At 45.0% G+C, this 26,239-nt stretch carries 28 protein-coding genes and 1 pseudogene; 16 read left to right on the top strand and 13 right to left on the bottom strand.

What is annotated here, in order from left to right; genetic code table 11:
* Positions 1-3 precede the first annotated feature (3 nt).
* Positions 4-321, bottom strand: a complete 318-nt coding sequence (gene khtS, locus BSI_RS08375) for a K(+)/H(+) antiporter modulator KhtS (RefSeq protein ID WP_003239515.1) — start codon at positions 319-321, stop codon at positions 4-6.
* 186 nt (positions 322-507) lie between these two features.
* Between khtS and BSI_RS08380 the strand changes: the two genes are divergently transcribed.
* Positions 508-1,275: an enoyl-CoA hydratase gene (locus BSI_RS08380; RefSeq protein ID WP_032732182.1), complete on the top strand. Its 768-nt coding sequence runs from the start codon at positions 508-510 to the stop codon at positions 1,273-1,275.
* 20 nt (positions 1,276-1,295) lie between these two features.
* Here the strand turns inward: BSI_RS08380 and BSI_RS08385 are convergent, their stop codons facing one another.
* Positions 1,296-1,481, bottom strand: a complete 186-nt coding sequence (locus tag BSI_RS08385; RefSeq protein ID WP_003239513.1) for a YhzD family protein — start codon at positions 1,479-1,481, stop codon at positions 1,296-1,298.
* A gap of 127 nt (positions 1,482-1,608) precedes the next feature.
* On the opposite strand from BSI_RS08385, the gene BSI_RS08390 reads away from it, so the two are divergent.
* From BSI_RS08390 to yhaL, 6 genes are all read left to right on the top strand, one after another.
* A complete protein-coding gene (locus BSI_RS08390) occupies positions 1,609-2,505 on the top strand; it encodes an ABC transporter ATP-binding protein (RefSeq protein ID WP_003239512.1) in 897 nt (298 codons plus the stop codon).
* Positions 2,498-3,757, top strand: a complete 1,260-nt coding sequence (locus tag BSI_RS08395) for an ABC transporter permease (RefSeq protein ID WP_003239511.1) — start codon at positions 2,498-2,500, stop codon at positions 3,755-3,757. The genes BSI_RS08390 and BSI_RS08395 overlap by 8 nt, the downstream gene beginning before the upstream one ends.
* 106 nt (positions 3,758-3,863) lie before the next feature.
* Entirely contained in the window at positions 3,864-5,090 is a 1,227-nt protein-coding gene (locus BSI_RS08400; protein WP_003239509.1) for a metallophosphoesterase family protein, read from the top strand.
* A gap of 4 nt (positions 5,091-5,094) precedes the next feature.
* Positions 5,095-7,992, top strand: coding sequence for an ATP-binding protein (locus BSI_RS08405; RefSeq protein ID WP_080030858.1), 2,898 nt, complete (start codon positions 5,095-5,097; stop codon positions 7,990-7,992).
* A 73-nt stretch (positions 7,993-8,065) separates the two neighbouring features.
* Positions 8,066-9,010 (top strand): 3'-5' exoribonuclease YhaM, encoded by a 945-nt coding sequence (gene yhaM, locus BSI_RS08410; RefSeq protein WP_003239507.1) that lies wholly within the window; start codon positions 8,066-8,068, stop codon positions 9,008-9,010.
* Between the two features lie 125 nt (positions 9,011-9,135).
* A complete protein-coding gene (yhaL, locus tag BSI_RS08415; RefSeq protein ID WP_003239506.1) occupies positions 9,136-9,348 on the top strand; it encodes a sporulation protein YhaL in 213 nt (70 codons plus the stop codon).
* A gap of 41 nt (positions 9,349-9,389) precedes the next feature.
* Here yhaL and prsA read toward each other — a convergent pair whose 3' ends face one another.
* Positions 9,390-10,265: a peptidylprolyl isomerase PrsA gene (prsA, locus tag BSI_RS08420; protein WP_003239505.1), complete on the bottom strand. Its 876-nt coding sequence runs from the start codon at positions 10,263-10,265 to the stop codon at positions 9,390-9,392.
* Between the two features lie 159 nt (positions 10,266-10,424).
* On the opposite strand from prsA, the gene yhzE1 reads away from it, so the two are divergent.
* Together yhzE1 and yhzE2 are read left to right on the top strand one after the other, a co-directional pair.
* Positions 10,425-10,511 carry a sporulation protein YhzE1 gene (gene yhzE1, locus BSI_RS22155; protein ID WP_003327753.1) on the top strand — a complete coding sequence of 29 codons (87 nt, stop codon included), beginning with the start codon at positions 10,425-10,427 and terminating at the stop codon, positions 10,509-10,511.
* A 124-nt stretch (positions 10,512-10,635) separates the two neighbouring features.
* Positions 10,636-10,722: a sporulation protein YhzE2 gene (gene yhzE2 / locus BSI_RS0121290; protein WP_003155248.1), complete on the top strand. Its 87-nt coding sequence runs from the start codon at positions 10,636-10,638 to the stop codon at positions 10,720-10,722.
* Positions 10,723-11,064: 342 nt separating this feature from the next.
* Here the strand turns inward: yhzE2 and BSI_RS08425 are convergent, their stop codons facing one another.
* Entirely contained in the window at positions 11,065-11,583 is a 519-nt protein-coding gene (locus BSI_RS08425; protein ID WP_003239503.1) for a DUF3267 domain-containing protein, read from the bottom strand.
* A 206-nt stretch (positions 11,584-11,789) separates the two neighbouring features.
* Here BSI_RS08425 and BSI_RS08430 point away from each other — a divergent pair, with 206 nt between their 5' ends.
* Positions 11,790-12,131 (top strand): YhaI family protein, encoded by a 342-nt coding sequence (locus BSI_RS08430; protein WP_003239502.1) that lies wholly within the window; start codon positions 11,790-11,792, stop codon positions 12,129-12,131.
* On the opposite strand, the gene BSI_RS08435 is transcribed toward BSI_RS08430, so the two are convergent.
* Complete coding sequence (locus tag BSI_RS08435) at positions 12,128-12,739, bottom strand: HTH-type transcriptional regulator Hpr (RefSeq protein ID WP_003239501.1); 612 nt, start codon at positions 12,737-12,739, stop codon at positions 12,128-12,130. The two genes, BSI_RS08430 and BSI_RS08435, sit on opposite strands and share 4 nt — an antisense overlap.
* A 177-nt stretch (positions 12,740-12,916) precedes the next feature.
* Positions 12,917-13,273, bottom strand: a complete 357-nt coding sequence (locus BSI_RS08440) for a YtxH domain-containing protein (RefSeq protein WP_003239500.1) — start codon at positions 13,271-13,273, stop codon at positions 12,917-12,919.
* A 128-nt stretch (positions 13,274-13,401) separates the two neighbouring features.
* On the opposite strand from BSI_RS08440, the gene yhzF reads away from it, so the two are divergent.
* Positions 13,402-13,593, top strand: coding sequence for a membrane protein YhzF (gene yhzF / locus BSI_RS08445; RefSeq protein ID WP_003239499.1), 192 nt, complete (start codon positions 13,402-13,404; stop codon positions 13,591-13,593).
* 72 nt (positions 13,594-13,665) lie between these two features.
* Here the strand turns inward: yhzF and trpP are convergent, their stop codons facing one another.
* The 3 genes from trpP to BSI_RS08460 all read right to left on the bottom strand — a co-directional run bounded on the left by trpP (position 13,666) and on the right by BSI_RS08460 (position 15,970).
* Positions 13,666-14,184 carry a tryptophan transporter TrpP gene (gene trpP / locus BSI_RS08450; protein ID WP_003239497.1) on the bottom strand — a complete coding sequence of 173 codons (519 nt, stop codon included), beginning with the start codon at positions 14,182-14,184 and terminating at the stop codon, positions 13,666-13,668.
* A 123-nt stretch (positions 14,185-14,307) separates the two neighbouring features.
* The gene (serC, locus tag BSI_RS08455; protein WP_032732157.1) at positions 14,308-15,387 is read right to left on the bottom strand and encodes a 3-phosphoserine/phosphohydroxythreonine transaminase; all 1,080 of its coding nucleotides are present in this window, start codon (positions 15,385-15,387) and stop codon (positions 14,308-14,310) included.
* A 145-nt stretch (positions 15,388-15,532) separates the two neighbouring features.
* Positions 15,533-15,970 carry an HIT family protein gene (locus BSI_RS08460; protein WP_003239494.1) on the bottom strand — a complete coding sequence of 146 codons (438 nt, stop codon included), beginning with the start codon at positions 15,968-15,970 and terminating at the stop codon, positions 15,533-15,535.
* 487 nt (positions 15,971-16,457) lie between these two features.
* Between BSI_RS08460 and ecsA the strand changes: the two genes are divergently transcribed.
* The 3 genes from ecsA to BSI_RS08475 are packed head-to-tail and all read left to right on the top strand — an operon-like array spanning position 16,458 to position 19,153.
* The gene (gene ecsA / locus BSI_RS08465) at positions 16,458-17,201 is read left to right on the top strand and encodes an ABC transporter ATP-binding protein EcsA (protein WP_003239493.1); all 744 of its coding nucleotides are present in this window, start codon (positions 16,458-16,460) and stop codon (positions 17,199-17,201) included.
* On the top strand, positions 17,194-18,420 hold the full coding sequence (gene ecsB, locus BSI_RS08470) for an ABC transporter permease EcsB (RefSeq protein WP_003239492.1): 1,227 nt from the start codon (positions 17,194-17,196) through the stop codon (positions 18,418-18,420). Before ecsA ends, ecsB begins: the two co-directional genes overlap by 8 nt.
* Before the next feature lie 22 nt (positions 18,421-18,442).
* The gene (locus tag BSI_RS08475) at positions 18,443-19,153 is read left to right on the top strand and encodes an EcsC family protein (RefSeq protein WP_003239491.1); all 711 of its coding nucleotides are present in this window, start codon (positions 18,443-18,445) and stop codon (positions 19,151-19,153) included.
* 17 nt (positions 19,154-19,170) lie between these two features.
* Here BSI_RS08475 and sndC read toward each other — a convergent pair whose 3' ends face one another.
* The 4 genes and pseudogenes from sndC to hmoB form a co-directional block, all read right to left on the bottom strand.
* Positions 19,171-20,361: an N-acetyl amino acid acetylase SndC gene (gene sndC, locus BSI_RS08480; RefSeq protein WP_003239490.1), complete on the bottom strand. Its 1,191-nt coding sequence runs from the start codon at positions 20,359-20,361 to the stop codon at positions 19,171-19,173.
* Positions 20,362-20,429: 68 nt separating this feature from the next.
* Positions 20,430-21,821 (bottom strand): hypothetical protein, encoded by a 1,392-nt coding sequence (locus BSI_RS08485; RefSeq protein WP_080030843.1) that lies wholly within the window; start codon positions 21,819-21,821, stop codon positions 20,430-20,432.
* Positions 21,822-21,889: 68 nt separating this feature from the next.
* Positions 21,890-22,207: pseudogene (locus tag BSI_RS08490) on the bottom strand (hypothetical protein).
* Positions 22,208-22,249: 42 nt separating this feature from the next.
* The gene (gene hmoB, locus BSI_RS08495; RefSeq protein ID WP_003239487.1) at positions 22,250-22,750 is read right to left on the bottom strand and encodes a heme-degrading oxygenase HmoB; all 501 of its coding nucleotides are present in this window, start codon (positions 22,748-22,750) and stop codon (positions 22,250-22,252) included.
* Positions 22,751-22,871: 121 nt separating this feature from the next.
* Between hmoB and BSI_RS08500 the strand changes: the two genes are divergently transcribed.
* On the top strand, positions 22,872-25,016 hold the full coding sequence (locus BSI_RS08500) for a transglycosylase domain-containing protein (protein WP_003239486.1): 2,145 nt from the start codon (positions 22,872-22,874) through the stop codon (positions 25,014-25,016).
* Positions 25,017-25,138: 122 nt separating this feature from the next.
* Positions 25,139-26,200 (top strand): uroporphyrinogen decarboxylase, encoded by a 1,062-nt coding sequence (gene hemE / locus BSI_RS08505; RefSeq protein WP_003239485.1) that lies wholly within the window; start codon positions 25,139-25,141, stop codon positions 26,198-26,200.
* Positions 26,201-26,239 lie beyond the last annotated feature (39 nt).

Raw genomic sequence — 26,239 nt, 5'->3', positions numbered from 1 at the left:
CATTTATATTCGGAGGTAATTAGACTGGTATTTGACAGGGACGGCACAAACCTTTTCCAACCTGTTTATCAGCGGTTCGTCAAGAGGTTTGACAGACAGCTGCCTGACAGACTGCGCCAGCGGGCTGTACTCTTTGATCAGCTCTGCCGGGTACATGCTGCCCGGCGACGGTGTTTTGGCCGTTTGTGTTTCCTGCGGATATGAGGACATAGGCACATAGCTGTCAGTGCTTGCTTCAAGCTGGGAAGGCAGAACCACGTCCGAAGGGGGAAAGTACACCATAAATAAACTTAACAGAAAACTGATCAGCAATTTATCCATGTTCCTTTCCCCCTTTCTCATCCTGATAATCCCTTCTTTTTCACTATATAAAACTTTATGTTTTCATTCAAACAATATGCATTTTTCAGTATCTATTGACCTTGAAAAATAAAAAGGTTTATTTGAGGATGGCGGGGAATGTATAGGAGAAAGAAAAAAGCAAGCGCATACATGGAGGTGCTTCATATGGAATTTATTCAATATGAACGGAATGGAGCCGTTGCCGAGATTATCCTGAATCGCCCTGATGCCCATCACGCCCTGAATGAACAGATGCTGTCTGAACTGAAGGAGGCGGTTGATAAGGCGGCTGCAAGCGAGGCGCTTATCGTTCTCCTGAGAGGAACCGGGAAAGGCTTTTCGGCCGGCGGAGACATCCGGATGATGACGTCAGAGCATGACCCTGATCAATTTAAGCAGCTGATGGATACGATTGAGGCTGTCACTTTGACATTATATCAAATGAAGAAAGTGACAATTGCTGCTATTCACGGTGCTGCTGCGGGACTGGGCCTGAGTTTGGCACTGTGCGCTGACATTGTGCTCGCAGAAAAAAACGCTGTTCTCGCGATGAATTTTATCGGCATTGGGCTTGTTCCGGACGGCGGAGGGCATTATTTGCTGAAGAAAAGAATTGGAGAGGCGAAAGCGAAAAAGCTGATTTGGACCGGGAAAAAGCTTTCCGCCGCGGAAGCCGCCGATATGGGCCTCATTGACGGGACATTTGCCGGAGACCCTGCGGAAGGCGCGAGGCCCTTTATCGAAACCCTTTTGGCCTCACCTCTTTTGGCGATGATCGAAACGAAAGCCATCTTTCAGAGCCTCCAGCTTGAAGAACTGAAAAAGGTGCTTGCCCTTGAACGCAGCGCCCAAGAGAAAATGAGAAGGACCAAGGATCACCAAGAAGGAATCCGTGCCTTTTTAGAAAAACGGGAGCCGAAGTTCCAAGTGTAACAGATCAGCCGGAAAGCTGATCATCTGTGAAATAAAATCAGCTTTCCGGCTGCATTGACTAAACGATGGGTATGACTGTGAAGCTCTTTTTCTTTTAACAGGGCCTCACCATGCGTTTTTGCCGTTTCTTCATTTTCTGCCTCGAATCGTTCGTTTACCAGTGTTTTCCCCGAAGGATCAAAAGCTGTAAGGAAATAATCAGCCATCAGGTTTCTCCTCCATTTTCAAGATTTATCGTTCTTTCTTCATTTATATTCTAAACAGGAAATCAAAATCCTTTATTATGTTTCATCCAAAATTAGTATATAATGGGTCAGGGAAGGAGGAGATTCGGTGCTTAAGATTGATCACGTAACGAAGACATTTGGAGATTATAAAGCCGTTGACGGATTAGACTTAGACATTCCGGAACAGCAAATGTTCGGTCTTTTAGGCGCAAACGGAGCGGGAAAAACGACGACGTTTCGCATGATCCTTGGCTTATTAAGCATTACGGAGGGCTCAATCAGCTGGAAAGGCCGTCCTGTGAATTACAGTATCAGCAACAAAATCGGTTACTTGCCGGAAGAACGGGGCCTTTATCCGAAAATGAAGGTAAAGGATCAGCTTGTCTATCTTGCCAGATTAAAAGGGATGGAGAAGCGGGAGGCTGTAAAAGAGCTCGGCACATGGCTTGATCGCTTCAATATAACAGATTACGAAAATAAGAAGGTGGAAGAGCTTTCGAAGGGCAACCAGCAGAAAATCCAATTTATTTCGGCAGTTTTGCATAAGCCGGAGCTGCTGATTCTTGATGAACCATTCAGCGGTTTGGACCCTGTCAATGTTGAGCTGTTAAAAGAGGCTGTAATCTCTCTGAAAAACAGCGGTGTTTCTATTTTATTTTCCAGCCACCGGATGGAGCATGTGGAGGAGCTTTGTGAGAACCTTTGCATATTGCAGAAAGGAAAGCCGGTTGTGCAAGGCAGGCTGAAGGAGATAAAGCGTTCCTTCGGCAAAAAGAATGTCACGATTCACTCCGATGACGATCTGCGTTTTTTGCAGTCTCATGAAGGCATTCTTCAATGGAAGGAAACGGCCGGCGGCGTCAAGCTGCAGATTGCCAATGAAGACATCTCTCAAGAGATTTTTGCCATGCTCCAAGGAAAAGGGTTTATCAGAAAGTTCGAACTTGAAGAGCCGTCACTGCATGATATTTTTATAGAAAAGGTGGGGGCCGTCTATGAATAAATTTTGGATCATGCTTTCTCATACATATAAAAATAAGATTATGGCAAAATCCTTTATTATTTCGACTGTTATCACGGTACTGCTTGTTTTAGTTGTAACGAATCTGGAGTCGATCATTTCTCTGTTTCAAGATGATGATGCGAAAGAAAAAATCGCCGTTGTTGATGAAACAAACGAATTATATCCGGTTTTCTCGAAGCAGCTGAAAGCGGTGGATACAGACAGCGATCTTGATGTGAAGCAGTCGAAGCAATCGGAGGATGAGGTCACAAAGCAAGTCAAAGATGATGCCCTCGATGGCATGCTCATCATCAAACGTGATGAAAAAGGGACCATTTCAGGAACATATAAAGCGTTAACGATTTCTGATGAAAGCACATATCAAACGCTGCAGCAGGCGCTGACGCAAACCAAAACGGCTGTCGGAACGGCGGAGCTCGGCGTTTCGCAGGAAACGATCAGCAGCCTTTATGCGCCCGTTACTGTCGGGCAGGAGGCGCTGAAAGAGGGAGCGAAGTCTGAGGAAGAGCTGGGCCAGACGGTAGGGCTTGTTTATATTATGCTGTTTGTCATCTATTTCTCTGTGATTATGTATGCCAGCATGATTGCAATGGAGGTCGCAACCGAAAAATCTTCGCGTGTCATGGAAATTCTTATCTCAAGCATGCCGCCGATCCAGCAGATGTTTGCAAAGCTGCTCGGCATCGGGCTCGTCGGGATCACACAGCTTGCTGTCATTATAGCTGCCGGCTCATTGTCGCTAAGGTTGAACAAAACGAGCGAAACAGCTTCATCTGTCGGGGGATTTCTTAATCTGACCGACGTTTCAGCAACGACCGTTGTTTATGCTGTTATTTTCTTTTTGCTCGGATACTTTTTATACGCGACACTCGCCGCGTTTCTCGGCAGTGTCGTCAGCAGAATAGAGGACGTGCAGCAAACGATCACGCCGATGACGCTATTGGTTGTCGCCGGTTTTATGATCTCGATGTTCGGCTTGAATGCACCTGACGCAGGATTTATTACGGTAACTTCGTTTATTCCGTTTTTTACGCCAATGATTATGTTCTTGCGCGTCGGCATGCTTGATATTCCGTTTTGGCAGGCGGCTGCCGGAATCGGAATCACACTGCTCACCATTATCATACTGGCCGTCATCGGCGCCAGAATTTACAAAGGCGGTGTGTTGATTTACGGCAATTCAAGCGCGTTCAAAGCGATCAAACAAGCGCTGCGTTTAGCGAAAAACTGATTGGAAAACAGCCTGGGGATTCTCAGGCTGTTTCTTTATTGACAGAACGTGCATTCGCAAGAATTCGGTGCTAAAATAAGGGTACTTCATCCTGGAAAGGAGCAGAATGTTGACTGATCTAACCTTTATTCATGCGGCAGATCTTCATCTTGACAGTCCGTTTTACGGGATATCGCATCTGCCGGAACCGATTTTTGCCCGGATCAAAGAAAGCACGTTTGCAAGCGTGAGACATATAATAGATGCCGCAGTGAGAGAAAACGTTGATTTCATTTTGCTGGCGGGGGATCTGTTTGACGAAGCCAATCGAAGCTTAAAGGCCCAACTTTTTTTAAAAAAACAGTTTGAAAGACTCAGAGAGTGCGGGATTTCAGTTTATGTGATCTTTGGGAACCACGATCATCTGGGCGGGGAGTGGACGCCGATTGAATGGCCGGAGAATGTCCACATTTTTACATCCGCTGTTCCTGAAGAAAAATCGTTTTATAAGGAAGGCAGGCGCATAGCAAGCATTTACGGCTTCAGCTATCAGGCCAGGGCCGTAACGGAAAACCAAGCCGCCCGCTACCGGAGGTCAACTGATGCGCCGTTTCATATCGGTATGCTTCATGGTACGTTATCGGGATCTGAAGGGCACGATCCGTATTGCCCGTTTACACATGACGATCTCGTAAAAAGCGGGATGGATTATTGGGCGCTTGGCCATATTCATAAACGCCAAATTCTTTCTGCCGGGAACCCGGCAGTCATCTATCCGGGAAACACGCAAGCGCGCCATATGAAGGAGACTGGAGATAAAGGCTATTATCTCGTTCGTGTGACAAACGGAGACATTTCTTATGAATTTCAGAAAGCGCATGATGTCCTGTGGGAAAAAGCGGCAGTTGATGTGACGGAGGCAAAGAATATGACTGCCCTTTTCCAAATGGTTGAGGACGCGTTTTCGAAGCTGCGGACAAAGGGGAGCCCTGTTTGTGTAAGACTCATATTGCAAGGGCGGGCGCCGGAATGGCTGCTGGAGGCTCCGAGAGGCACTTTGGACGAGCTTCTTGAAGCTTTTCAGGAGCAAGAGGCGGAGGAGGAACACTTCATTTGGCCGCTTTCATTAGAAGATGAGACAGAAAAAGAAACAAACCTTACAAACCTTGACCCTTTTTTCGGCGGTTTATTTGAAGACATTGATGGCGGCGATCTCTCAGATGTGCTGGAAGGGCTTGAGCGTCACCCTGTATATAGAAGGCACGCGGACCGGTTTAGCCAAGAGGAGTTAAAGGAAATAAAAGAGCAGGCACAAATTTTATTGAAAAGACAGCTTAAGGTGCTTGAAACATGAGGCGGTGAAAGCTTTGCGAATTAAATCTTTACATATCTACCATTACGGGAAATTTTCCAATCGGACCTTTCACTTTTCCGCCTCACCTGTCCAATTAATCTACGGATTAAATGAGGCAGGAAAAACGACGATGATGTCATTTATTGAAAGCATGCTGTTCGGTTTTCCGAAAACGAAAAAATATGAACCGAAAACAGGCGGTGTCTACGGCGGTGTTCTTGAAGCTGAACATCCTGAGTATGGGGTGTTGAAGATCGAACGGACGAAAGGGACTGCCGAAAAGCTGAGAGTGTACACAGAAAAGGGCGAAGTGAAGCAGGGAGATTTTTTAAAGCAGCTATTCCAGGGCACGGACAGGGTGCTGTACAAAGCCATTTATTCGTTTGACGTATTCGGGCTGCAGGAAATTCACGCCTTTAATCGGGACAAGATTGGGGAATTTCTGCTGTTTTCCAGCTTGTTTGGCGCCGAGGCCGTATCTAAACTTGATTCAAGACTGGCAAAGGAAAGCGAAAGGCTCTATAAACCAAACGGGCGAAACCCTCAATTGAATCAGGAGCTGGAAACGCTTAAGCAGCTGACAGCGAAGCTCAAACAGGCGGAAGCAGAGGAAGCGGGCTATCATCAGCTTCTTGAGAAAAAAAGAACGCTTGAAGCCCGTCTTGCAGCGGCAGAAACCGAATTGAAGGAGGCGGCAGGACATATCCGAACCATTGAGGGAGCGATTGAGCTGAAGCCGCTGCAAAATGAAAAAGCGGCGCTGGAACAGGCGATTGCTCAATATCCGGAACGGGCGGGACAATTTCCGGCTGACGGGCTGCATCAGCTGGAAAAGTATGAATCCCATCTTCACCCGAAATCCGCACAGCTTGAGGCACTTCGGGTGAAGATGGCAGAACTGGACAAGCAGATGCAAAAGCTTAACCCGGATAAAGAAATATTGGCGAAAGAAACGCTGATACAAGAGCTTTCGGCAGGGTTTCATATGTATCAATCCTGCGGAGAACAGCTCGCCGCCATTCAGGCACAGCTGCGCCAGTCGTCTGCACAGGCAGCGGCCGGGCTGGAACAGCTCAATAAAACGGATGAAAATGAGCTTTTGAATATGAACACGTCATATGACTATGAATGGCAGCTTCAGCAGGCGGTGCAGCAATACGTACAGGCAAGAGACAGAAAACGGCAGCTTGATGAGACGTTTGAACTTGCCCGGCAAGAGCTGGAAGACGCAGAAAAGGCTGTTCATGCTGCTTCGTCCGCCATCCTTGAAAACAGCCAAAGAAAAGATAAAGAAGCGGCTCTTAAAGCATATGATGAAGCACAGGGGCAGCATCAGGAGCAAGCGAAGCTGAGAGAACAGCTGAAGTTTTTTGAAAGGCAGCAGGCAAAACAGAAAAAGACTGTTATTGCAGCTGGTATGTTGTTCATCGTTCTATTTCTGATGCTGCAGCAATGGATTCCCGCCATAAGTATCGGGGCTGCTCTTATCGTGTATTGGCTTGCATCAGGGAAAAAAACACCGTCTTCCCGAAACAGCGGGGAGCCGAGACAGCCAATGACGGACATTTCGCCGGCAGAAGCCGAAGCGCTTCGAGAAGCGTTATGGGAGGATGACCGCAATAAACAGCATCTCATCACACAGCGGGCAGTGCTCCAGCAAAAAGAGACGGCTTATGAAAGGGTCATCCAGCAGTTTGAACAGTGGGAAGCCGATATGGCCCCGTCCTTTACTCAGGTCGAGCGTTTTATGAAGGAGCTCGGATTCAAGGAAGATCCGTCTTTTTTGCTTGATGCTTACAGCTTAATGAAGGATGTCAAAAAAGAAGTGAAGAAAAAGCATGAGCTGACAATTGAAGCCGGACGGCTGAAAAAACACCGGCGCACATTCGAAGAACGCGTCAGAAAGCTTATGTCTGAGAATCATAGTGAGAACATCTCTATTTCGGACGCCCTTCACACATTGCAAAAAAACGTTGAACGTGAAAAAGAAATCGAGAAGCAAAAAAAGGGAATTGAAACAGATATTCATTATACAAAGGAGCAGCTGCTGGAGCTGGAGCAAGAAATACAGTATTTTCAAGCCCAGATCGAACAGTTATTTGCCGCGGCGGCTGTAAAAGACAGAAATGAGTTTTGCGCCATTGCAGACATCAGCAAGAAATTGAAGGACATGGAGATCAAACTTCATCACATAAACGCACAGCTTCAAGGCGGACACCCAGAGGAGATTGAACTGGCGGATTCCAATACGCTTACTGAATTGAAAAACAAGCAATTCGTTGAGAATGAAAGAAAAGAATGGCTGACTGAGGAGATCCAACAGCTTCGGAGTCAAATCGCACTGCTCTTCGTCAAACAGGAACAATTAGAGGCGTCGGGATTGGTCTCAGACCTCAAGCTGCAAACGGAAATGCAAAAAGAGCGTGTCAAAGAAACCGCTAAAAAATGGGCCTCAATACAAATGATCAAACAGGTGATCAGAAATAAATTGGAGCGTCATAAAAAAGTCGAGCTTCCGCGCCTTCTGGAGACCGCCGGAGAATTTTTCCGTCCATTGACTGATGGAAGCTACAAGACGATTTATTTTTCTGAAACGGATGATTCCATTATGGTCATGCATTGTGATGGAACTGTTTATCATGCCGAAGAGCTATCACAAGGGACGTGTGAGCAGCTGTATACAGCGATCCGATTTGCTCTGGCCGTTACACGTCATGATTGGGCCAGGCTACCGTTCCAGCTTGACGACAGCTTTGTCCATTTTGATCAGGAAAGGCTGAAACGTGTATTAGACGTTCTTTATGATTTATCTGAAGGCGGAAGGCAGATTTTGTATTTTACATGCCATGATCATGTTAAAGATGCATTTCAAAGCAGTCAGATCATCCATTTGGTGTCATAAAAGAGGTTCTATAGCTGTAAATCGGTATGTGATATACTGATATTATGTAAGATACGGAGGGAGCTTTAATAGAATGGCTAAAGGGATTATGCTACATGAGGTTGGCGAACAGGTGGACCAATATCTATTGATTAAATCCTTGACAAAAGGGATTGCAAGCAATGGGAAACCGTTTTTAACGCTGATGCTGCAAGACCAGTCAGGTGATATTGAAGCGAAGCTGTGGGATGCCAAGCAAAGTGATGAAGTGACCTATGCGCCGCAGACGATTGTGAAGGTCGTGGGGGATGTTCATCATTACCGCGGGCGCACCCAGCTGAAGCTGAGAAATATCAGGCCGGTAAGCGAGCATGAAAACGTCAATATTGATGATTTTTTAGAAACCGCGCCGATTCCGAAAAATGAAATGATGGATACCATCACTCAATATATATTTGAAATGAAAAATCCGAATATCCAGCGGATCACAAGGTTTTTAGTCAAAAAACACGAAGCTGAATTTATGGATTATCCTGCGGCTACGAAAAACCACCATGAGTTTGTCTCAGGTTTAGCGTATCATGTCGTCTCTATGCTGAATCTGGCGAAATCCATTGCAGATTTATATCCGTCTCTTGACCGTGATCTGCTTTATGCCGGTGTTATCCTGCATGATCTTGGAAAAGTGAAAGAGCTGTCCGGCCCTGTTTCCACTTCTTATACGGTTGAAGGCAATTTGCTCGGCCATATTTCGATTATGGTGACAGAGCTGTCAAAAGCGGCTGAGGAGCTTCAAATCGATTCTGAAGAGGTGTTAATTCTTCAGCACTTAATTTTAAGTCACCACGGCAAAGCAGAATGGGGCAGCCCGAAACCGCCGATGGTGAAAGAAGCGGAAATATTACATTATATAGACAACCTGGATGCGAAAATGAATATGATGGACAGAGCGCTTGAGCGCGTGAAGCCGGGCGAGTACACTGAACGTGTATTTGCGCTGGAAAACCGTTCCTTTTATAAACCGACTTTTCACAAATAAACAAAAAAGGACTGATGCTGATACATTCAGGTCAGTCCTTTTTTATGCGCTTTTGCCGCTCATAACTCGTCTCATTCCCGCATATGGTTAAGAATAAAGAATCTATGCAAAAGGGGGAGGAACCCGTGTTATTTTTTCCATGGTGGGTGTATCTTTGTATTGTAGGCATCATTTTCAGTGCATATAAACTTGTGGCGGCAGCCAAAGAGGAAGAAAAAGTAGACCAGTCCTTTATTGAAAAAGAAGGGCAGATTTATATGGAGAGGATGGAAAAGGAGAGAGAACGCCGCAGTTCTCAGCAGCATGACGAAGAAAATCCAAACCATTCTATTGCATAAAAAAAGCTGTGCAGCTCAATGAGCGTGCACAGCTTTTTTTATTATTTAGAACTGTTTGAAGAGGAAGAAGTGCTGCTGTTTGTAGAAGATGTATTGAATGTGTCTTTTAGTTCTTTATCTTTTACTTCGATGTCAGCTTTCTTCATGACTTTTTGAACAGCTTCCTGAACGGCATTGCTGTCATTTAGTTTTTGTTCAAGCACTTCAGATTTCAGCTCTTTTTTCATATCTTCGTATTTACCGCGTTCTTCTGTCTTTTTAATGATGTGATAGCCGTATTGTGATTTTACAGGATCACTGACTTCACCTGTTTTTAATTTGAATGCAGCTTTGCTGAATTCAGCCACCATACCGTCTTTTGCGAACCAACCAAGGTCCCCGCCTTTTGAAGCAGAGCTGTCTGTAGAGTATTCTTTCGCAAGGTCTTCAAATTTCTCGCCTTTTTTCAGCTTTTTCTCTACTTCTTCAGCTGTCTTTTTATCAGCGACAAGGATATGGCTTGCACGGATTTTGCCTTTTAAGCCTTCCCAGTACTCTTTGATATCGGCATCTGTTACTTTGATGTTATCTTTAGCGGCTTTTTGTGTCAGTAATTCATATTTTACTTGCTCTTTAAGGTAATCTTTTCCGTATTGCTCTTCGAGGGCAGTATATTGATCGCCAAGCTGTGATTTGTATTCTTTCAGCTTGTTGTCAATTTCTTTATCTGTAACTTTATATTTCTTGTCTAATACTTTTTCTTGCACCAGCTGTGTCAGTACGCTTGCGCCAGCTGTTTTCTTCATGTTTGTGTAAAGCTCGCCTTTTGTTACATCGCCTGCGTCTGTTTTTGCGATGACTTCTTTGTCGCCGCCGCTGCAAGCACTGAGAGCGAGGATGCTTGTAGCGGTAATAGCTGCTATTGCGATTTTCTTCATGGTTTTCAAACACTCCTAATCATTCCAAATTAAATTGCCTATGCGTATCATAACATATTGTGGCTTTCTGTAAAAAGATTTTAAATAAAGGGCATTCGTCTAGTCAAACTTTTGCTGATGACATACTTATATATTGATCAAGAAAAGGAGGTATGTAACATGAGCGGAGGATACTCTAACGGCTTCGCGTTGCTCGTAGTACTGTTCATTTTGCTTATCATCGTAGGTGCAGCTTACATCTACTAAGCAGCCCGGGGATCGCTTGCACGATAAGCGATCCTTTATTTTCACTAGCGCCTAATCGTTTCAATCATGAATTGCATAAGATGTAATTGGTAAATAAAGCTTTTTACAGGAGGTGCTTTTCAAGATGGGTGAAGTATTTGCAGGCGGTTTCGCTTTATTGGTTGTTTTGTTCATTTTATTGATTATCATCGGCGCTTCTTGGCTGTACTAATCAAAATAAGAAAGCATAGCTGCTTAATCAGCAGCTATGCTTTCTTTCATATTTACACAGTAAAGGAGATCTCCACAAACGAAGAGATCAGTAAAATTAATATAGATACATTAATAAATCGGAATACCTTATCCTGCCGCTCTTCAGGAATCTCTCTGACAAGGCATAATGTATTGGTGAGCCTGTTTATGAAGTATAAAATAAACATGGCAGCCACGATAAAATAGAATAAAATGATGGGAGATTCCCCCTCTCTCTGAACTGTCCCATATTACATTACCAAATATTTATTAAAAAAGATAGAATGCAAATTGAAAAATCGCCACTAGCGCCAAGGTTTGACTACTTTTCAACAAGAATATCCAAGCCGTCCTCTTCCTGATCAATAAAACAGGCTTTCGGCGCTTGTATCAGCTTGAGAGCCAGCAAAAAGTCAGGCAGACAGTAGCCGGCATGAATGCCCGAAATCATGCAGAAATAATGGGCGTGATTCGGAAATGCCAGCGCGGCGTAAAACAATACAGGCGTAATCAGCAAAAATGGGCTTACGAGCGAAATCAGCATTGTTGTTTTTGGTATTCGTTTCCATGTGCGCATGCGCAATATGTAAAACTTTTTTTCTATTTTTCTTTTTTTGCAGATGATTGGCAGGACATGGATGACTTTATGTACAAATAAAATAACGACGAGCAAACCGCCGAATAAAGGTACATATTCATCGCTTAAGCTTGTGCCAGGCCGCAGCAGCTCAAATGCTAAAAAGGTAGATATAAAAACCAAAATCATAAAACATACAGCAGTTAATATTATGCGAACGGCACCATAATCCTTCATGAGATTTATGGTCTTCCAGCAATTCATCAAAGTCATCCTTCCATACATCTTGAATAGAATCTCAAAATAATTTACTCCTCCCAAGAGAAAAAATCAATGCTTTTTAAGAAAAAATATCGTGTAGCAGGTATTTTTTTGAAACAAGCAAACAAACTGCGAAATATGGGGTTAGAACTTTCTTCTCAGTGAATTATCAGCTAAAATAAGATTAAAGATAGAAAGAAGTGGTGTGGATGGATTCGATGGATCATCGCATTGAGCGATTAGAATATTACATACAATTATTAGTGAAAACAGTAGATATGGACAGGTACCCCTTCTATGCGCTTCTCATTGATAAAGGGCTGAGCAAGGAAGAAGGGGAAGAGGTTATGAGGATTTGCGATGAGTTGTCAGAAGAGTTGGCAACACAAAAAGCGCAAGGATTTGTAACTTTCGATAAGCTCCTTGCGCTTTTTGCCGGACAGCTGAATGAAAAATTGGATGTTCATGAAACGATTTTTGCCCTGTATGAGCAGGGGCTTTATCAAGAGCTGATGGAAGTGTTTATCGACATCATGAAGCACTTCGATTAACTGTTTACAGGTTCGAGCTCTTCTGCCGGTTCATCCGCAGCACTGTCCTTTGCTTTTTTCTTCAGTTTTCCGTTTACGCTTTCAAAGTCATTGTCAATATTGGTGAGTGACGTTTCGAAAATTTCCATAAAATCATCGCCGTAGATATGGCGTATCATACACATCATTTCTGCCACTTCAGGGAATTTTCCGAATAAATGATACAGAGGCTGTGACCCTTTAAAAACCGCATTGCGAGTCGGATCAAATTCCTCAAGCAAGCTCCAGAATACCTCAGTGCCTTCCTCTGTCAATTGAACGTATGTGTTCCGTTTATCATTCAGCCGTTTAGAGAACCTTAAATATCCTCGTTCTTCCAGCTTTTTTGAAAAGTTGAATGCGGTTGATACGTGCATGACCCCGAATTTCGCGATTTCAGAAATGGAAGCTCCATTCAATTGATACGCAATCCATAAAATATGATGCTCATTAATATTCAGGTCATACGGTTTGAGCCATTGCTGCCAATCCTTCTCAATTGATTTCCAAAGAGCCTTGCTAAGCTGAGCCATTTTCTGGGTGAAGACCAGAGCCTCTTTCACATCATAGGGCGGTTCCACTCGATTCATTACGTCACCTGCTTCTCTTTTTCTTTTTCTCTATTATGCCAATAAAATAAAGATTAATAAAGATGAAAATTTAAGAATTTTTTAATAAATTCACAAACCATTGCGGTGAGAGGCTTTTTCAGCAAAAAAAAATGCGGGTCCAAGTTTGGCCCGCATTTTTTTCTTTTGAATAGGATATTAGTTTTGTAAGGTTTTCTCCAGCTGTCTGATTTTCTCTTCGATATCAGCGATTTCTTTTTGCAGATCCTGCTGGTGAGGTTTGATCTCTTCCTGCCATTTTTTAATGGACGTTTGAAGCTCGCCGCTTACGTCTTTAATGACATCCGTGCTTTCTTTTGCCGCTTTGATCAGCTGGTCTTTTAATGCAAGCCCGTCTGATTTTAAGCGTTTGATCGTTTCTTCAAAAGAATCATAATTGGTTTTCATTTTTTCACGCAGCTGCTTTCCTGAGGAAGGTGCAGTAAGAAGAACTGCTGCTCCTCCAATGATGCCGCCTACGAATAGTCCTGTTAATAGAGAACGTCCGTCCGCCATTACAATCACCCCGTCTTTTTCTTGAAATAGGATTCATTCAGCATTTTTCATTTTTGTTGAAAGACTGAACTTCTATACATAGCTTGCTTTATTTTAGCATATTTTTTAAGTGAAAAGGAGGGAGAAGGTTGTCTGTCTTTATGATTGTGTTATCCTGCATCACCCTTGCCTTCGCTTCAGGCGCTGTTTATTATATCAGACTTCTCAGCCAGGCTGCTTCTTATCCGCCCAAGAAGGTTATCCGGCAGAAAGCGCTTGTTTGTTCAACCGGAACCGCCTTTACACTATGTCTTATCTTTTTCACAAAACTCTTTGCTTAAAACATGCTGACATGCTGCGGGCTCTTTGTCGAAAAAACCTCTCCCGGAAGCGGAAGAGGTTTTGGGTGACAATTATTTAGCAGCTTCCATAAAACTGGAACGTCTTAAGATGGTTTGCACGATCGGATAAATAATGATCATGGCGATGGTATTCAGCACAGTGGCAGGCAGAACAACAGCCGCGAACAATGCGGTGAAACCGCCAGGCAAACCGACGATCAATAGAGCTGACGTTAAAAATACAATTCCCGATAAGATGGTCCCGATCGCTGTCAACACTGCTGCTGCACCTGTTTTTTGGCTCCTTCTGAACAAAAGGAACAGGGTGAAGAACAGAAACGCTGACACGGGTTTATCGATGATGTTAGGAATCTGTCCGGCTGGGAATGCTGTTGTAAGCGCGGAGATGATTCCAGTCACAATCCCGATGACGAGTACGTTTTGCACCCGCGGGAACAGCATGATGCCCATGAACATCATGATCAGCATCATATCTGGTTTCATGCCGCCTAAAAAGGGCGGAATAATGGAATGAAGCGCTGCGCCGATTGCGGCAAACAGAGCCATAGTGACTAACTCTTTTGTTTTCATATCTATGCTCTCCTCTGCTAAGCTTTTTGCCCTCCAATAATATGCTCGTCATTTATTGCGAAGGCTTAAAGAATGTGATATGCAAACAGTATACCAAACGAACGGTTTGCATAGCCAGACTTTTTACTCATTTTCCTGCTGGAATTTCTTCATGAACGCAGCTAATTGTTCACAGGCTTCGAGAGATACCGCGTTATAAATAGAAGCGCGGCAGCCTCCTACTGAGCGGTGTCCGCCAAGGCCAACCATTTTTGCTGCTTTTGCTTCCTGAACGAATGTTTTTGTTAATTCGTCATCACGAAGCGTGAAGGTAACATTCATGCGTGAGCGGCTGTCCTTTCTGGCATGCCCTTTATAGAATCCGTTGCTTTCATCAATACAGCTGTAGAGAACCTGAGCTTTTTGTTCATTGCGCTGTTCAACAGCGTCCACACCGCCGTTTTCCTTCAGCCATTCCAGAACAAGGCTCAGCATATAAATCGCAAATGTCGGCGGAGTGTTGTAGAGTGAGTCCGCTTTGACATGCGTTGAATATTTCAGGATTTTTGGAACGTTCGCATTTTCACTTTGCAGCCAAGTTTTTTTCATGATGACAACTGTCACACCGGAAGGGCCGAGGTTCTTTTGAGCGCCTCCGTAGATCACGTCAAACTTGGACACATCGATTTTTCTGCTCAAAATATCGCTGGACATGTCAGCTACGAGCGGAATTGGGGAATTCGGGAATTCCTGCCACTGTGTGCCGAAAATCGTATTGTTGGACGTGATATGTAAATACGCACCGTCTTTTACATCTGAAAGGTCAACCTCCGGAATAAAACTATAATTGTCTGCTTCACTTGTAGCAGTGACAGACGTATTTCCGAACAGCTTCGTTTCTGCCAGTGCTTTTTCAGACCATGCGCCGGTCATCACAAAATGCGCGGTTTTTTCGGGTGTTAAAAAGTTCATCGGAAGCATTGAGAATTGAAGGCTTGCCCCGCCTTGAAGAAACAAAATATCGTAATCTTCCGGGATGCCCATCAGTTCGATTAAAAGGCTTTTCGCTTTTTGGTGCACCGCTTCATACTCTTTGCTGCGGTGGGAAAGCTCCATAACGGACATGCCGGATTCGTTAAAATCAATAAATTCTTTCTGTGCTTTTTGCAGAACTTCCAATGGCAGCGCTGCAGGACCTGCGTTAAAATTCGTTGTACGTTCCATCATGATCTCTCCCTGTTTTCCACGTTAATGTATAAAATAATACAATTATCCTATCACAAAAATTCAGTTTTTTGATAAAAAATTAGAATAATCAAAAGAAATTGACGGATGTTTGCGAAATGTTCACAAATAAAAAAACCTCATCTTATGATGAGGCCAGGCGTTTTGCGATAGAGGAAGAAATGTTCTGCAGATCCTCCGGTTTGTAATCATCAGCATGTGTTTTCCAAACTGCTCCGAATCCGTCTCCTTTTCCGTAGCGCGGGATGATATGCATATGATAATGAAAAACAGATTGTCCTGCTTTTTCGCCGTTATTGTTCAGCGTATTTAAGCCGATCGGTTCAAATTCATCCCGGATGGCACGGGCGATTTTCGGAACGGCGTGAAAATATTGTTTTGCTAATTCATCCGTAAATTCATACACATTTTCGATATGTGTTTTCGGAATGACAAGCGTGTGTCCCTTTGTCACTTGGCTGATATCAAGGAAGGCCAGCACATGTTCATCTTCATACACCTTTGCGGACGGAATGTCGCCGGCGATAATTTTACAAAAGATACAATTCTCTGCACTATGCATGAGGGTTCCTCCTTATGAAATTGTTTAGTATGTATACACTCATCGTACCACAGAAATGCAGAAAATAGAAAACAGGATGAACGGCGAGCGTTCACCCTGAATGCAGAGGAAGAGCTTATATGAAGAAAATGTGATATGCCTTTGGTAAGCACCTCATTTGTCAATAAAATGAAGACTTGTTTAATGCCTAACGATTCCTGCGATAAACACCTCATTTGACAATTTGCTTCATAGATGAAGAATTCATCAATTCAGTGAAGAGAAATGGTTTGAGCATTGGACATGTTTATTTTCTATCCAACTGTATCTAAGACGTCTTTGACAAACACCTCATTTTTCAGTTGATATGCTTTTCCTCTACGACCATTATGATGTCCAGAAAACTGTCTCTTTATGACAGCAAATTCATCATTTGTTAAAAGGGAATTGTTTCAAATCAGGCCTTGTTTTTGGTACTATGAAGAAAAACAATATAAGGGGAGAAACTATGTCTCTGCTATCGGTAAAAGACTTAACCGGCGGATATACAAGAAATCCGGTTTTAAAAAATGTATCATTCACCCTTGAACCGAATCAAATTGTCGGCTTAATCGGGCTGAACGGTGCGGGTAAAAGTACAACAATCAGACATATTATCGGGCTGATGGACCCGCACAAAGGATCGATCGAATTAAACGGGAAAACCTTTGCTGAGGATCCGGAAGGCTACCGCTCACAATTCACCTATATACCCGAAACACCTGTTTTATATGAAGAGCTGACGCTGATGGAGCATCTTGAATTAACAGCCATGGCATACGGCCTGTCAAAAGAAACGATGGAGAAAAGGCTGCCGGCGCTTTTAAAGGAATTCCGAATGGAAAAGAGGCTGAAGTGGTTCCCGGCTCATTTTTCCAAAGGAATGAAGCAGAAGGTTATGATTATGTGCGCATTTTTGGCAGAGCCCGCGCTCTACATTATTGATGAGCCTTTTCTAGGGCTTGATCCGCTTGCGATTAACGCACTGCTTGAGCGAATGAATGAAGCGAAAAAAGGCGGGGCGAGCGTCCTGATGTCAACACACATTTTGGCAACGGCAGAACGCTATTGTGATTCGTTTATTATTTTACATAACGGCGAGGTGCGGGCGCGCGGCACGCTGTCCGAGCTGAGAGAGCAGTTTGGAATGAAGGACGCGGCGCTGGACGATTTGTATCTTGAGCTTACAAAGGAAGACGCTGGCCATGAATAATATGCTTGATATTTGGCAGTCGCGGCTGCAGGAGCATATCAAAGAAACAAGAACGTACATGAAATATATGCTCAACGATCACCTCGTCATTGTTTTGATCTTTTTTCTCGCGGGCGCTGCAAGCTGGTACAGCAAATGGATACGGGACATTCCCGCTCACTTTCCGTCCTTCTGGGTGATGGCCGTGCTGTTTTCGCTCGTGTTGACAAGCTCTTATGTGCGGACGCTTTTGAAGGAGGCTGACCTTGTCTTCTTATTGCCGCTTGAAGCGAAAATGGAGCCTTACTTGAAGCAGGCGTTTGTCTACAGCTATGTGTCTCAGCTGTTTCCGCTGATTGCACTGAGCATCGTTGCGATGCCGCTTTATTTTGCTGTCGCACCGGGAGCTTCGCTCGCATCGTATGCGGCAGTATTTGCACAGCTTTTGCTTCTGAAAGCGTGGAATCAGGTGATGGAATGGCGTACGACCTTCCAGAATGACCGAGGCATGAAACGGATGGATGTGATCATTCGCTTTGCGGCGAATACGCTTGTTCTTTATTTTGTGCTCCAATCTGTTTATATGTATGCGCTTGTGGTCTATGTCATTATGGCTGCTCTTTATCTGTATATGTCTTCCTCAGCAAAACGGAAAACGTTTAAATGGGAGAGCCATATTGAGTCCGAATTGAGACGGAAGCAGCGTTTCTATCGGATTGCCAACCTGTTCACTGACGTGCCGCATTTGCGAAAGCAAGCGAAACGGAGAGCCTACCTCGACTTTTTGCTGCGGCTCGTGCCGTTTGAACAGCGCAAAACGTTTGCCTACATGTTCACCCGCGCCTTTTTGCGTTCAAGTGATTATTTGGGCATTCTCGTCAGATTAACGGTCATTTTCGCGCTGATTATTATGTATGTGTCGGCAAGCCCGCTCATTGCAGGGGTTTTGACTGTGTTTACCATTTTCATTACGGGCGTTCAGCTTCTGCCGCTGTTCGGCCATTTTGACCATCTGGCGCTTCAAGAGCTTTACCCTGTGACAAAAGAAACGAAGCTGAAAAGCTATTTCTCTCTATTAAAAACTGTACTTAGCGTTCAAGCGCTGCTGATGTCTGCTGCATCTGCCTATGCTGCCGGCATGACAGGTTTTCTGTACGCGCTAATCGGTTCTGCCGTTCTGATTTTTGTTGTTCTGCCGTCTTATATGACAACCAGACTGAAAAAACATGGCAAGCTGTGAGCTTGAAAAAGGGGTAGGTCAAATGACAGACAATCAGCTGCTGATGCAGGAAGCCCTTCAATGGAAAATGCATTTTTTGCGAAAGGATTCCATGTTTGAACGCTTTTCGAAGCGTGTGCAAACGAAGGTGAATGAGCGGATTCCTGAAAAAATCCATACGGTTGTCACCGAGAGCGTGAAAAAAATGGTGGAAGCGACGATGGCCGGCTCCAATATTATCACCTATAAGAAGGATACAAGCACACTGTCGCTCAGTGAAAAAAACGAACTGGCGAAAAAAACAATTGTTTCTTATCAGAAGGTGGCAGCTGCTGAGGGAGTCGGCACCGGAGCTGGCGGCATTTTTTTAGGCATTGCCGATTTCCCGCTGCTGCTTTCGATTAAGATGAAGTGTTTATTTACTTTATCCTCAATTTATGGCTTTGATGTGAAGGATGCACAAGAAAGAATGTTCTTGCTGCTCGTGTTTCAGCTTGCGTTTTCGAGTGATGACTGCCGCAAATCGCTTTTTTCTGTCATTGAAAATTGGGAGACGGAGAAAAAGAGCATCGACTGGAGAGTGTTCCAGCAGGAATATCGCGATTATATCGACGTCGTGAAGCTTTTTCAGCTTTTGCCGGGAGTAGGAGCGGCAGTCGGCGGTATTGCCAATTATAAGCTGCTTGCTCAGCTTGGCGAGACGGCAAGACACGTTTTTCATCTGAGAATAGTAAAGGAAACAGCCGGAGAATAAACACTCCGGCTGTTTTTTTATAGCATATGATATGTGATCGCGGCACCCGCAAGCACCTTGGCCGCTGTCAGCATTGCTTTTTCATTGATGTCAAATTTCGGATGATGATGGGAATAGACTCGTTCTGGCTGTTCAGGAGCGGCACCTGTAAAGAAAAAAGTGCCTTTGACGTTTTGTAAGTAATAAGCAAAATCCTCACCGCCCATTTGCGGTTCACCGTCAATGACGTACTGAACGCCCTCAGTGTTCTTTGCGATGCTGACCAAGTGGCTTGTTTCTGCAGGATGGTTCACAACTGCCGGATAGCCCCGTTCATAGTTGTACTCATAGGACGCGCCGTGCATGGTGCACACTCCTTTTACAACTGCTTCAATTTCTTTCTCCAGCATGCTGCGGACATTTTCGTCAAAAGAACGCGCTGTGCCAATAAGTACCGCTTGGTCTGCGATAACATTAAACGGGTTGTCGGCGATGAAAGAGCCTGTCGAAATAACGGCGGATTGAATCGGATTGACTTTGCGGCTGACAATGTGCTGCAAAGAGGAAACGATTTGCGAGCCGATCAGGACGGCGTCTTTTGTATCATGCGGATGAGCGCCGTGTCCGCCCTTCCCGTGAATGTTGATCGTAAATCGGTCTGCCGCCGCCATCACGGCGCCGGGGCGGCAGAGAATGGTTCCGAGCGGCTCAGTCGCCCAAAGATGCGTGCCGAATATCACATCCGCGTTTTCGAGACAGCCGTCATCAATCATTGGCTTTGCGCCTCCCGGATAATATTCTTCCGCATGCTGGTGGATCATCACAAACGTTCCCTTCAGCTCATGTCTGTTTTGGTGAAGGACCTTCGCCACTGCGAGAAGAGCTGCCGTATGGCCGTCATGGCCGCATGCGTGCATGACACCTGGTACCTTGGAAGCGTAAGGAACATCTTTTTCATCTTGAATGGGGAGGGCGTCAAAGTCGGCCCGCAAAGCGACGGTAGGGCCGGGTTCGCTTCCTTCTATATATGCTAAAATCCCTTTGCCGCCGACATTCGTGCGGATCGGAGCTCCTAACGATTCATAATAGGAAGCAATAAAGGCGGTGGTTTTTTCTTCTTGAAACGAGAGCTCAGGATACATATGAAAATGGCGCCTGATCTCGACCATTTCTTCAAAACAGCTGTCGAGCTGTTTGTTAATCTCTTTCTGCAGTGTGGATATGGACAAAGCCGCTTCCCCCTTTTCTATGCTTTTCCATGATTGTATAGAAAAAGTCTGAATATTTCAACTTACTTTCAAAGCAGAACCATGGCTGCGATGGTTGTCACTGAAAGGCCAATCACGACGGGGATAAAGTTTTTTCTGGCAAGCTCAAAAGGATCGACCTTGCAAATGGCTGCAGCGGGAATCAGCGCCCATGGGACCAGTGTTCCGCCGCCCACCCAGATGGCAGATATTTGACCGAGTGCGGTCAGAACGGCTGGATCAGCATGAAGAGCGGAGGAAAAGAGCTTGGCGATAGAGCCGGCGAGAGAAATACCTGAAAACCCTGATCCGTCTAGGCCGGTTATGGCCCCAGCTGCAGTTAGGGCAGCGGCGGCAAGCTCCTTTGACATGGGCATCGTATGGGATAAAGCGATGCCAAGATCATTGACAATTCCGTGGGAACCTTTAGGGAGTGAAGTGCCCAGTATGGTTTCAAATCCTGAGTCACCAAGGTAGAAGAAAGCGGCAATCGGGATGACGGGGCCGAAAACCTTAAAGCCGAACTGGAATCCGTCAATGAAATAGCCAGTGATTTTTTCAAGTCCTTTTTGCTTATACACGAGAAAATGAACGATCATGAGGATGCAGATCGCAGACCCGCCAATTAATGCGGTCGCATCATTTCCCTGAAGGTTAAACAAGAGCATGCAGGCGATATCAGCAAGAAAGACAAGCGGAATCAAAAGAGCCAGTGTGGATCGCAGACGTTTTGGCAAGTACAGCGAGGTGTTTTGTTCCTCAGAAAGTACGGGGGTAAAAGAAGCTGGACGTAACTGTTTTTTGCGTTCGCGCTGAATCATGAGACATGCCGCAGTCGTTGTGGTCACGCCCATAATGAGCACAAGAGGAATGCTGGCCGAAACGACATCACCGACTGGAATGCCTGCTGCATCTGCTGTCAGCTTTGGTGCCGCCTGAATGACAAAGTCTCCTGACAAGGCAAAACCGTGGCCGAATAAGTTCATGGCCATGGCGGCGGCAATAGGCGGCAAACCGGCGCGGGCGGCTGCCGGAAGCAGGACGGCGCCGACCAAAGCGACACCTGGAGAAGGCCAGAAGAAGAGGGAAATGGCGAACATCAGGCCGCCAATCAGCCAGTAGGCGATTACAGGACCTTTCACAAGGCGTATAAAGGGAGAAATCATCGCTTCATTTATCCCTGTTTTCGTTAACAAATCACTCATCGAAACGATAAAGCAAATGATGAAAATCGTGGGCAGCAGTTCGCCAGCCGCGTAGATAAAGCTGTGGAATAAACTGCTGACAGAAGCTGAAAGTGAATGGCTGGCCCATAATGATATGATAAAAATGCCGAATAAGGAAATAAAGGTCGTATCTTTCCGCAGCAGCATAAATAGGATAATCGCCCCGATAAAAAACACATAAAGAACATGGACAGACAAAATCCCGATTTCCATCATTGATCACTCCTTCCGCTTCCTACAGATTATTCATAGGCGGGCGGAAGGTGCCGGGACAGAAGGCAGGGTTATGATGGAAGATGAACATTGAGCTGTTTTAGCTGTTCAATCAAATGATGCTGTAACACTCTGTTCGCTTTTTGCTGATGTTCTGGGAAGCATTCAGGAGAAAAAATGACGCTCCCATCAGCAAGCCAGTTTTTTCTGTAGGCGACGATGCTTTCCGATGGTTCGAAATATGAACCATCCTCGCGTTGCATGTCGTAATCGTCAAATCCGAACTGAAAACCGCAGCACGGGCAGATTTCATAGGAATAATTCCCTTCCCTAACATATGCCGGTTCAGTCAGTCCCTTAAACCCGCAGACTGGGCAAGTATACTTCATTTTGCTTTCCTCCAATAAATAAGCTGCCGGACATGCCGGCAGCTATTCGACAGCGAAATATGTGGTGACATACGAAGGCCGGGAGAAGATTGACGTTGTGTCAACTCCGGCAGACGTGCCGCGTTTTTTGTGGGCTTCTTTGTATGAATCTGACTGCTGCCAGTCTTGAAAGGCTCTTTCGGTTTCCCACATGGTCAGAATGACATAGGTGTCACTGTCAAGCGGACGCAGTACGCGAATCGCTTCAAAACCAGGCTCGTTTTCGACTTTTCCCGCTCTGTTTTTAAATCTGTTTTCAAACAGCGGACGTCCTTCCTGAGTGACGGCAATATTGTTCAATACTGCAAAACCGGGATGCTTCATCTCTCCGACTTGGTCAATGACTTCATAAGCGTGGGGTGCCTGGAAAACTGTATCTCCGTTTGTTTCGTGGATCAAAATTGCGTTTTCCTGGCCCTGCATCAAAAGGATATTTTCTGAGGGATGCTTCTTTACGATCGTTTTTAAAAAATCGGCTGTCCCATATGTAATATAAACCTTCATATCAGCCACCTCCTGCTTGCTAGTATATCAAAACAATGGTATAAGTTTCTATTGGCGAGTGCTTCGAACATAATTCCAAACAATTTTTCCCATACTACCTTTAGAAAGGCGAGGTGAGTTTATGTTTAAGGTACAGAAAAAGAAACTATTTATACCGATCATTATTTTAGTGTTAACTGCTTTTCTCGCTTTAATAGGATATATTTCAATTATTTTTCTCGGGCATTATGTCATAGATGAAAAGAAGCTGATTCTTCATGCCTCTTCTAAAATTGTGGATCAAAACGGAGATGAGGTTGCAAGCCTGTATACAGAAAATCGCGAGCCGGTCTCGATCAATGAGATTCCGAAGCAGGTCAGAGAAGCGTTTATCGCTGTTGAGGATAAACGGTTCTATGAGCATCACGGCATTGATGTGAAATCTGTCGGAAGGGCCGTGTACCGCGATATATTAGCAGGCGGAAAGGTGGAAGGCGGAAGCACGATCACCCAGCAGCTTGCCAAAAATATTTTTCTGACACATGACAAAACGTTTTTAAGAAAAACAAAAGAAGTGATCATTGCGATCAACCTTGAACGGGATTACAGCAAGGACAAGCTGCTGGAAATGTATTTGAATCAGCTTTACTTCGGACATGGGGTCTACGGCATACAAGCGGCATCCCACTATTATTTTAATAAAGAAGTAAAAGATTTGACTGTATCCGAAGGGGCGGTTTTGGCCGCTATTCCGAAGGCGCCTTCTACGTATTCTCCTGTTTTGCATCCTGATAAAAATAAGGAGCGGCGTGATACGATTCTCGGCATGATGAATGACCAAGGCTACATCAGTGCGAAAGACGCTGTCAGCGCGCAGGGCCGAACGCTTGGGCTGCACGTAAAGAAACAGTCGGAAACTCCCTGGTTTGACAGCTATATTGATCTTGTGATTGAAGAGGCGGAGGACAAGTACTCCATTTCCGGAGAGCAGCTCCTTCAAGGCGGATACACGATCAAGGTGCCGCTTGATTCCAAGCTGCAGAAGACGGCTTATCAGGTGATGAAGCAGGGAAGCTATTATCCTGGAACAGATCAAAATGCTGAAGGAAGCGCGGTCTTTATCAATAACAAGACAGGCGGTGTGGAAGCGGCGATCGGCGGAAGAGATTACACAGCCAAAGGATATAACCGCGTCACAGCTGTACGCCAGCCGGGTTCCACATTTAAGCCGCTTGCAGTATACGGACCGGCGATGCAGGAAAAGAAATTTAAGCCATATTCTCTATTGAAGGATGAGCTGCAATCCTACGGAGATTATACGCCGAAAAACTATGACAGCCGGTATGAGGGCGAAGTGACCATGTCTGACGCCATTACGTACAGCAAAAACGCGCCGGCTGTCTGGACGCTGAATGAGATCGGCGTCGAAACAGGAAAATCTTATTTGAAAGCAAACGGCATTGATATCCCTGATGAAGGCCTTGCCCTCGCTCTCGGCGGCTTGGAAAAAGGCGTTTCACCGCTTCAGCTTGCCAGCGCGTTCCATACATTTGCAGCGAATGGAATGTATACTGAGCCGTACTTTATTTCTAGCATAATGGATGAAGACGGAGAAACAATTGCCGATCATAAAGAAGAAGGAAAGCGGGTATTCAGCAAGCAGACGTCCTGGAATATGACAAGAATGCTGCAGCAGGTGGTCAAAAAGGGAACGGCCACGTCCGGCACCTATCACGGAGACCTGGCGGGAAAAACCGGTTCCACGTCTTATACAGGCGTCTCCGGCGCGACAAAGGACGCCTGGTTTGCCGGCTATACGCCGAAAATAACCGGAGCTATCTGGATGGGCTATGACAAAACGGATCAAAACCATTATTTAAAAGGCGGCAGCGCGTATCCGACGAGACTGTTTAAGGATATTTTGACACAGGCAGGAGAAACCGGTTCTGTGTTTACAAAGCCTAAAAACGTCAAAGAACTGGAAAGCCCGATTGAGCTGGAGCCGGTCAAAACACTGACAGCGGATTACACATTTAAAGCTGCGGGACTGTTTACCATTGAATTAAAATGGAATGCCCAAGAGGATGATCGGGCTGTATACAGAATTTATGTAAATAAGGACGGCAAGGAGACGCTTCTTGATTCAGTTGAAGGAAAGGGAAGCTATGAAATCCCTTATGCCAACTTGTTTTCGGGCGCTTCTTATAAAATTGTGCCTTATAATACACAGACAAAAAGAGAAGGGGAAGGAACCGATTACGTTCAGCCTAAATTGTTTTCCTCTTAATGGAATTCGGCGATTTTTTGAACTTTGAGCCTCATTTCTATACCATTTGCCCAAAACGAGGTATAGTGTAATAAGTCAAGAAATACGAACGTATGGTTGCAGTATGAAAGGTGGAAAATCAGATGAGTAAACGAGAAACGTTTAACGAGACGTTTTTAAAAGCTGCACGTGGAGAAAAAACGGATCACACGCCTGTATGGTATATGAGACAAGCAGGGCGCTCACAGCCGGAATACCGTAAGCTGAAGGAAAAATACGGATTGTTTGACATTACACATCAGCCCGAACTTTGTGCCTATGTCACAAGACTGCCGGTTGAGCAATACGGTGTCGATGCTGCAATCCTTTATAAAGATATCATGACTCCGCTGCCGTCAATCGGTGTGGATGTTGAAATCAAAAACGGGATCGGGCCTGTGATTGATCAGCCGATCCGGTCTCTGGCGGACATTGAAAAACTCGGCCAGATTGATCCGGAACAGGACGTGCCGTACGTGCTTGAGACGATTAAACTGCTTGTCAATGAACAGCTGAACGTCCCGCTCATCGGTTTCTCAGGTGCGCCTTTTACACTGGCAAGCTATATGATCGAAGGCGGTCCGTCTAAAAATTACAATAAAACAAAAGCCTTCATGTACAGCATGCCGGATGCATGGAATTTGCTGATGTCCAAGCTTGCCGACATGGTAATCGTGTACGTAAAAGCGCAGATTAAGGCAGGCGCAAAAGCGATTCAAATCTTTGATTCGTGGGTCGGCGCGCTGAATCAGACAGATTACAGAACATACATCAAACCCGTAATGAACCGGATTTTTTCAGAGCTTGCGGAGGAGAATGTGCCGCTGATCATGTTTGGCGTCGGTGCAAGCCATCTGGCAGGTGATTGGCATGACCTTCCACTCGATGTGGTCGGGCTCGATTGGAGACTCAGCATTAATGAAGCCAGATCAAAAGGCATCACCAAAACAGTGCAGGGCAACCTGGACCCGTCCATTTTGCTTGCGCCATGGGAAGTCATTGAGAAGAAAACGACGGAAATACTTGATCAGGGCATGAAATCGGACAGCTTCATTTTCAACCTTGGACACGGAGTATTTCCTGACGTCAGTCCTGAGGTTTTGAAAAAACTGACAGCATTTGTCCATAAATATTCACAAAACAAAAAAATGGGTCAATATTCCTAAGCATATCTTTTGGTATCATGATGATATCCTGTCAAAATG

Origin of the sequence: Bacillus inaquosorum KCTC 13429 (genome assembly GCF_000332645.1) — a bacterium.
GTDB lineage: Bacteria > Bacillota > Bacilli > Bacillales > Bacillaceae > Bacillus > Bacillus inaquosorum.
This window is presented reverse-complemented; position numbering and strand designations above follow the sequence as displayed.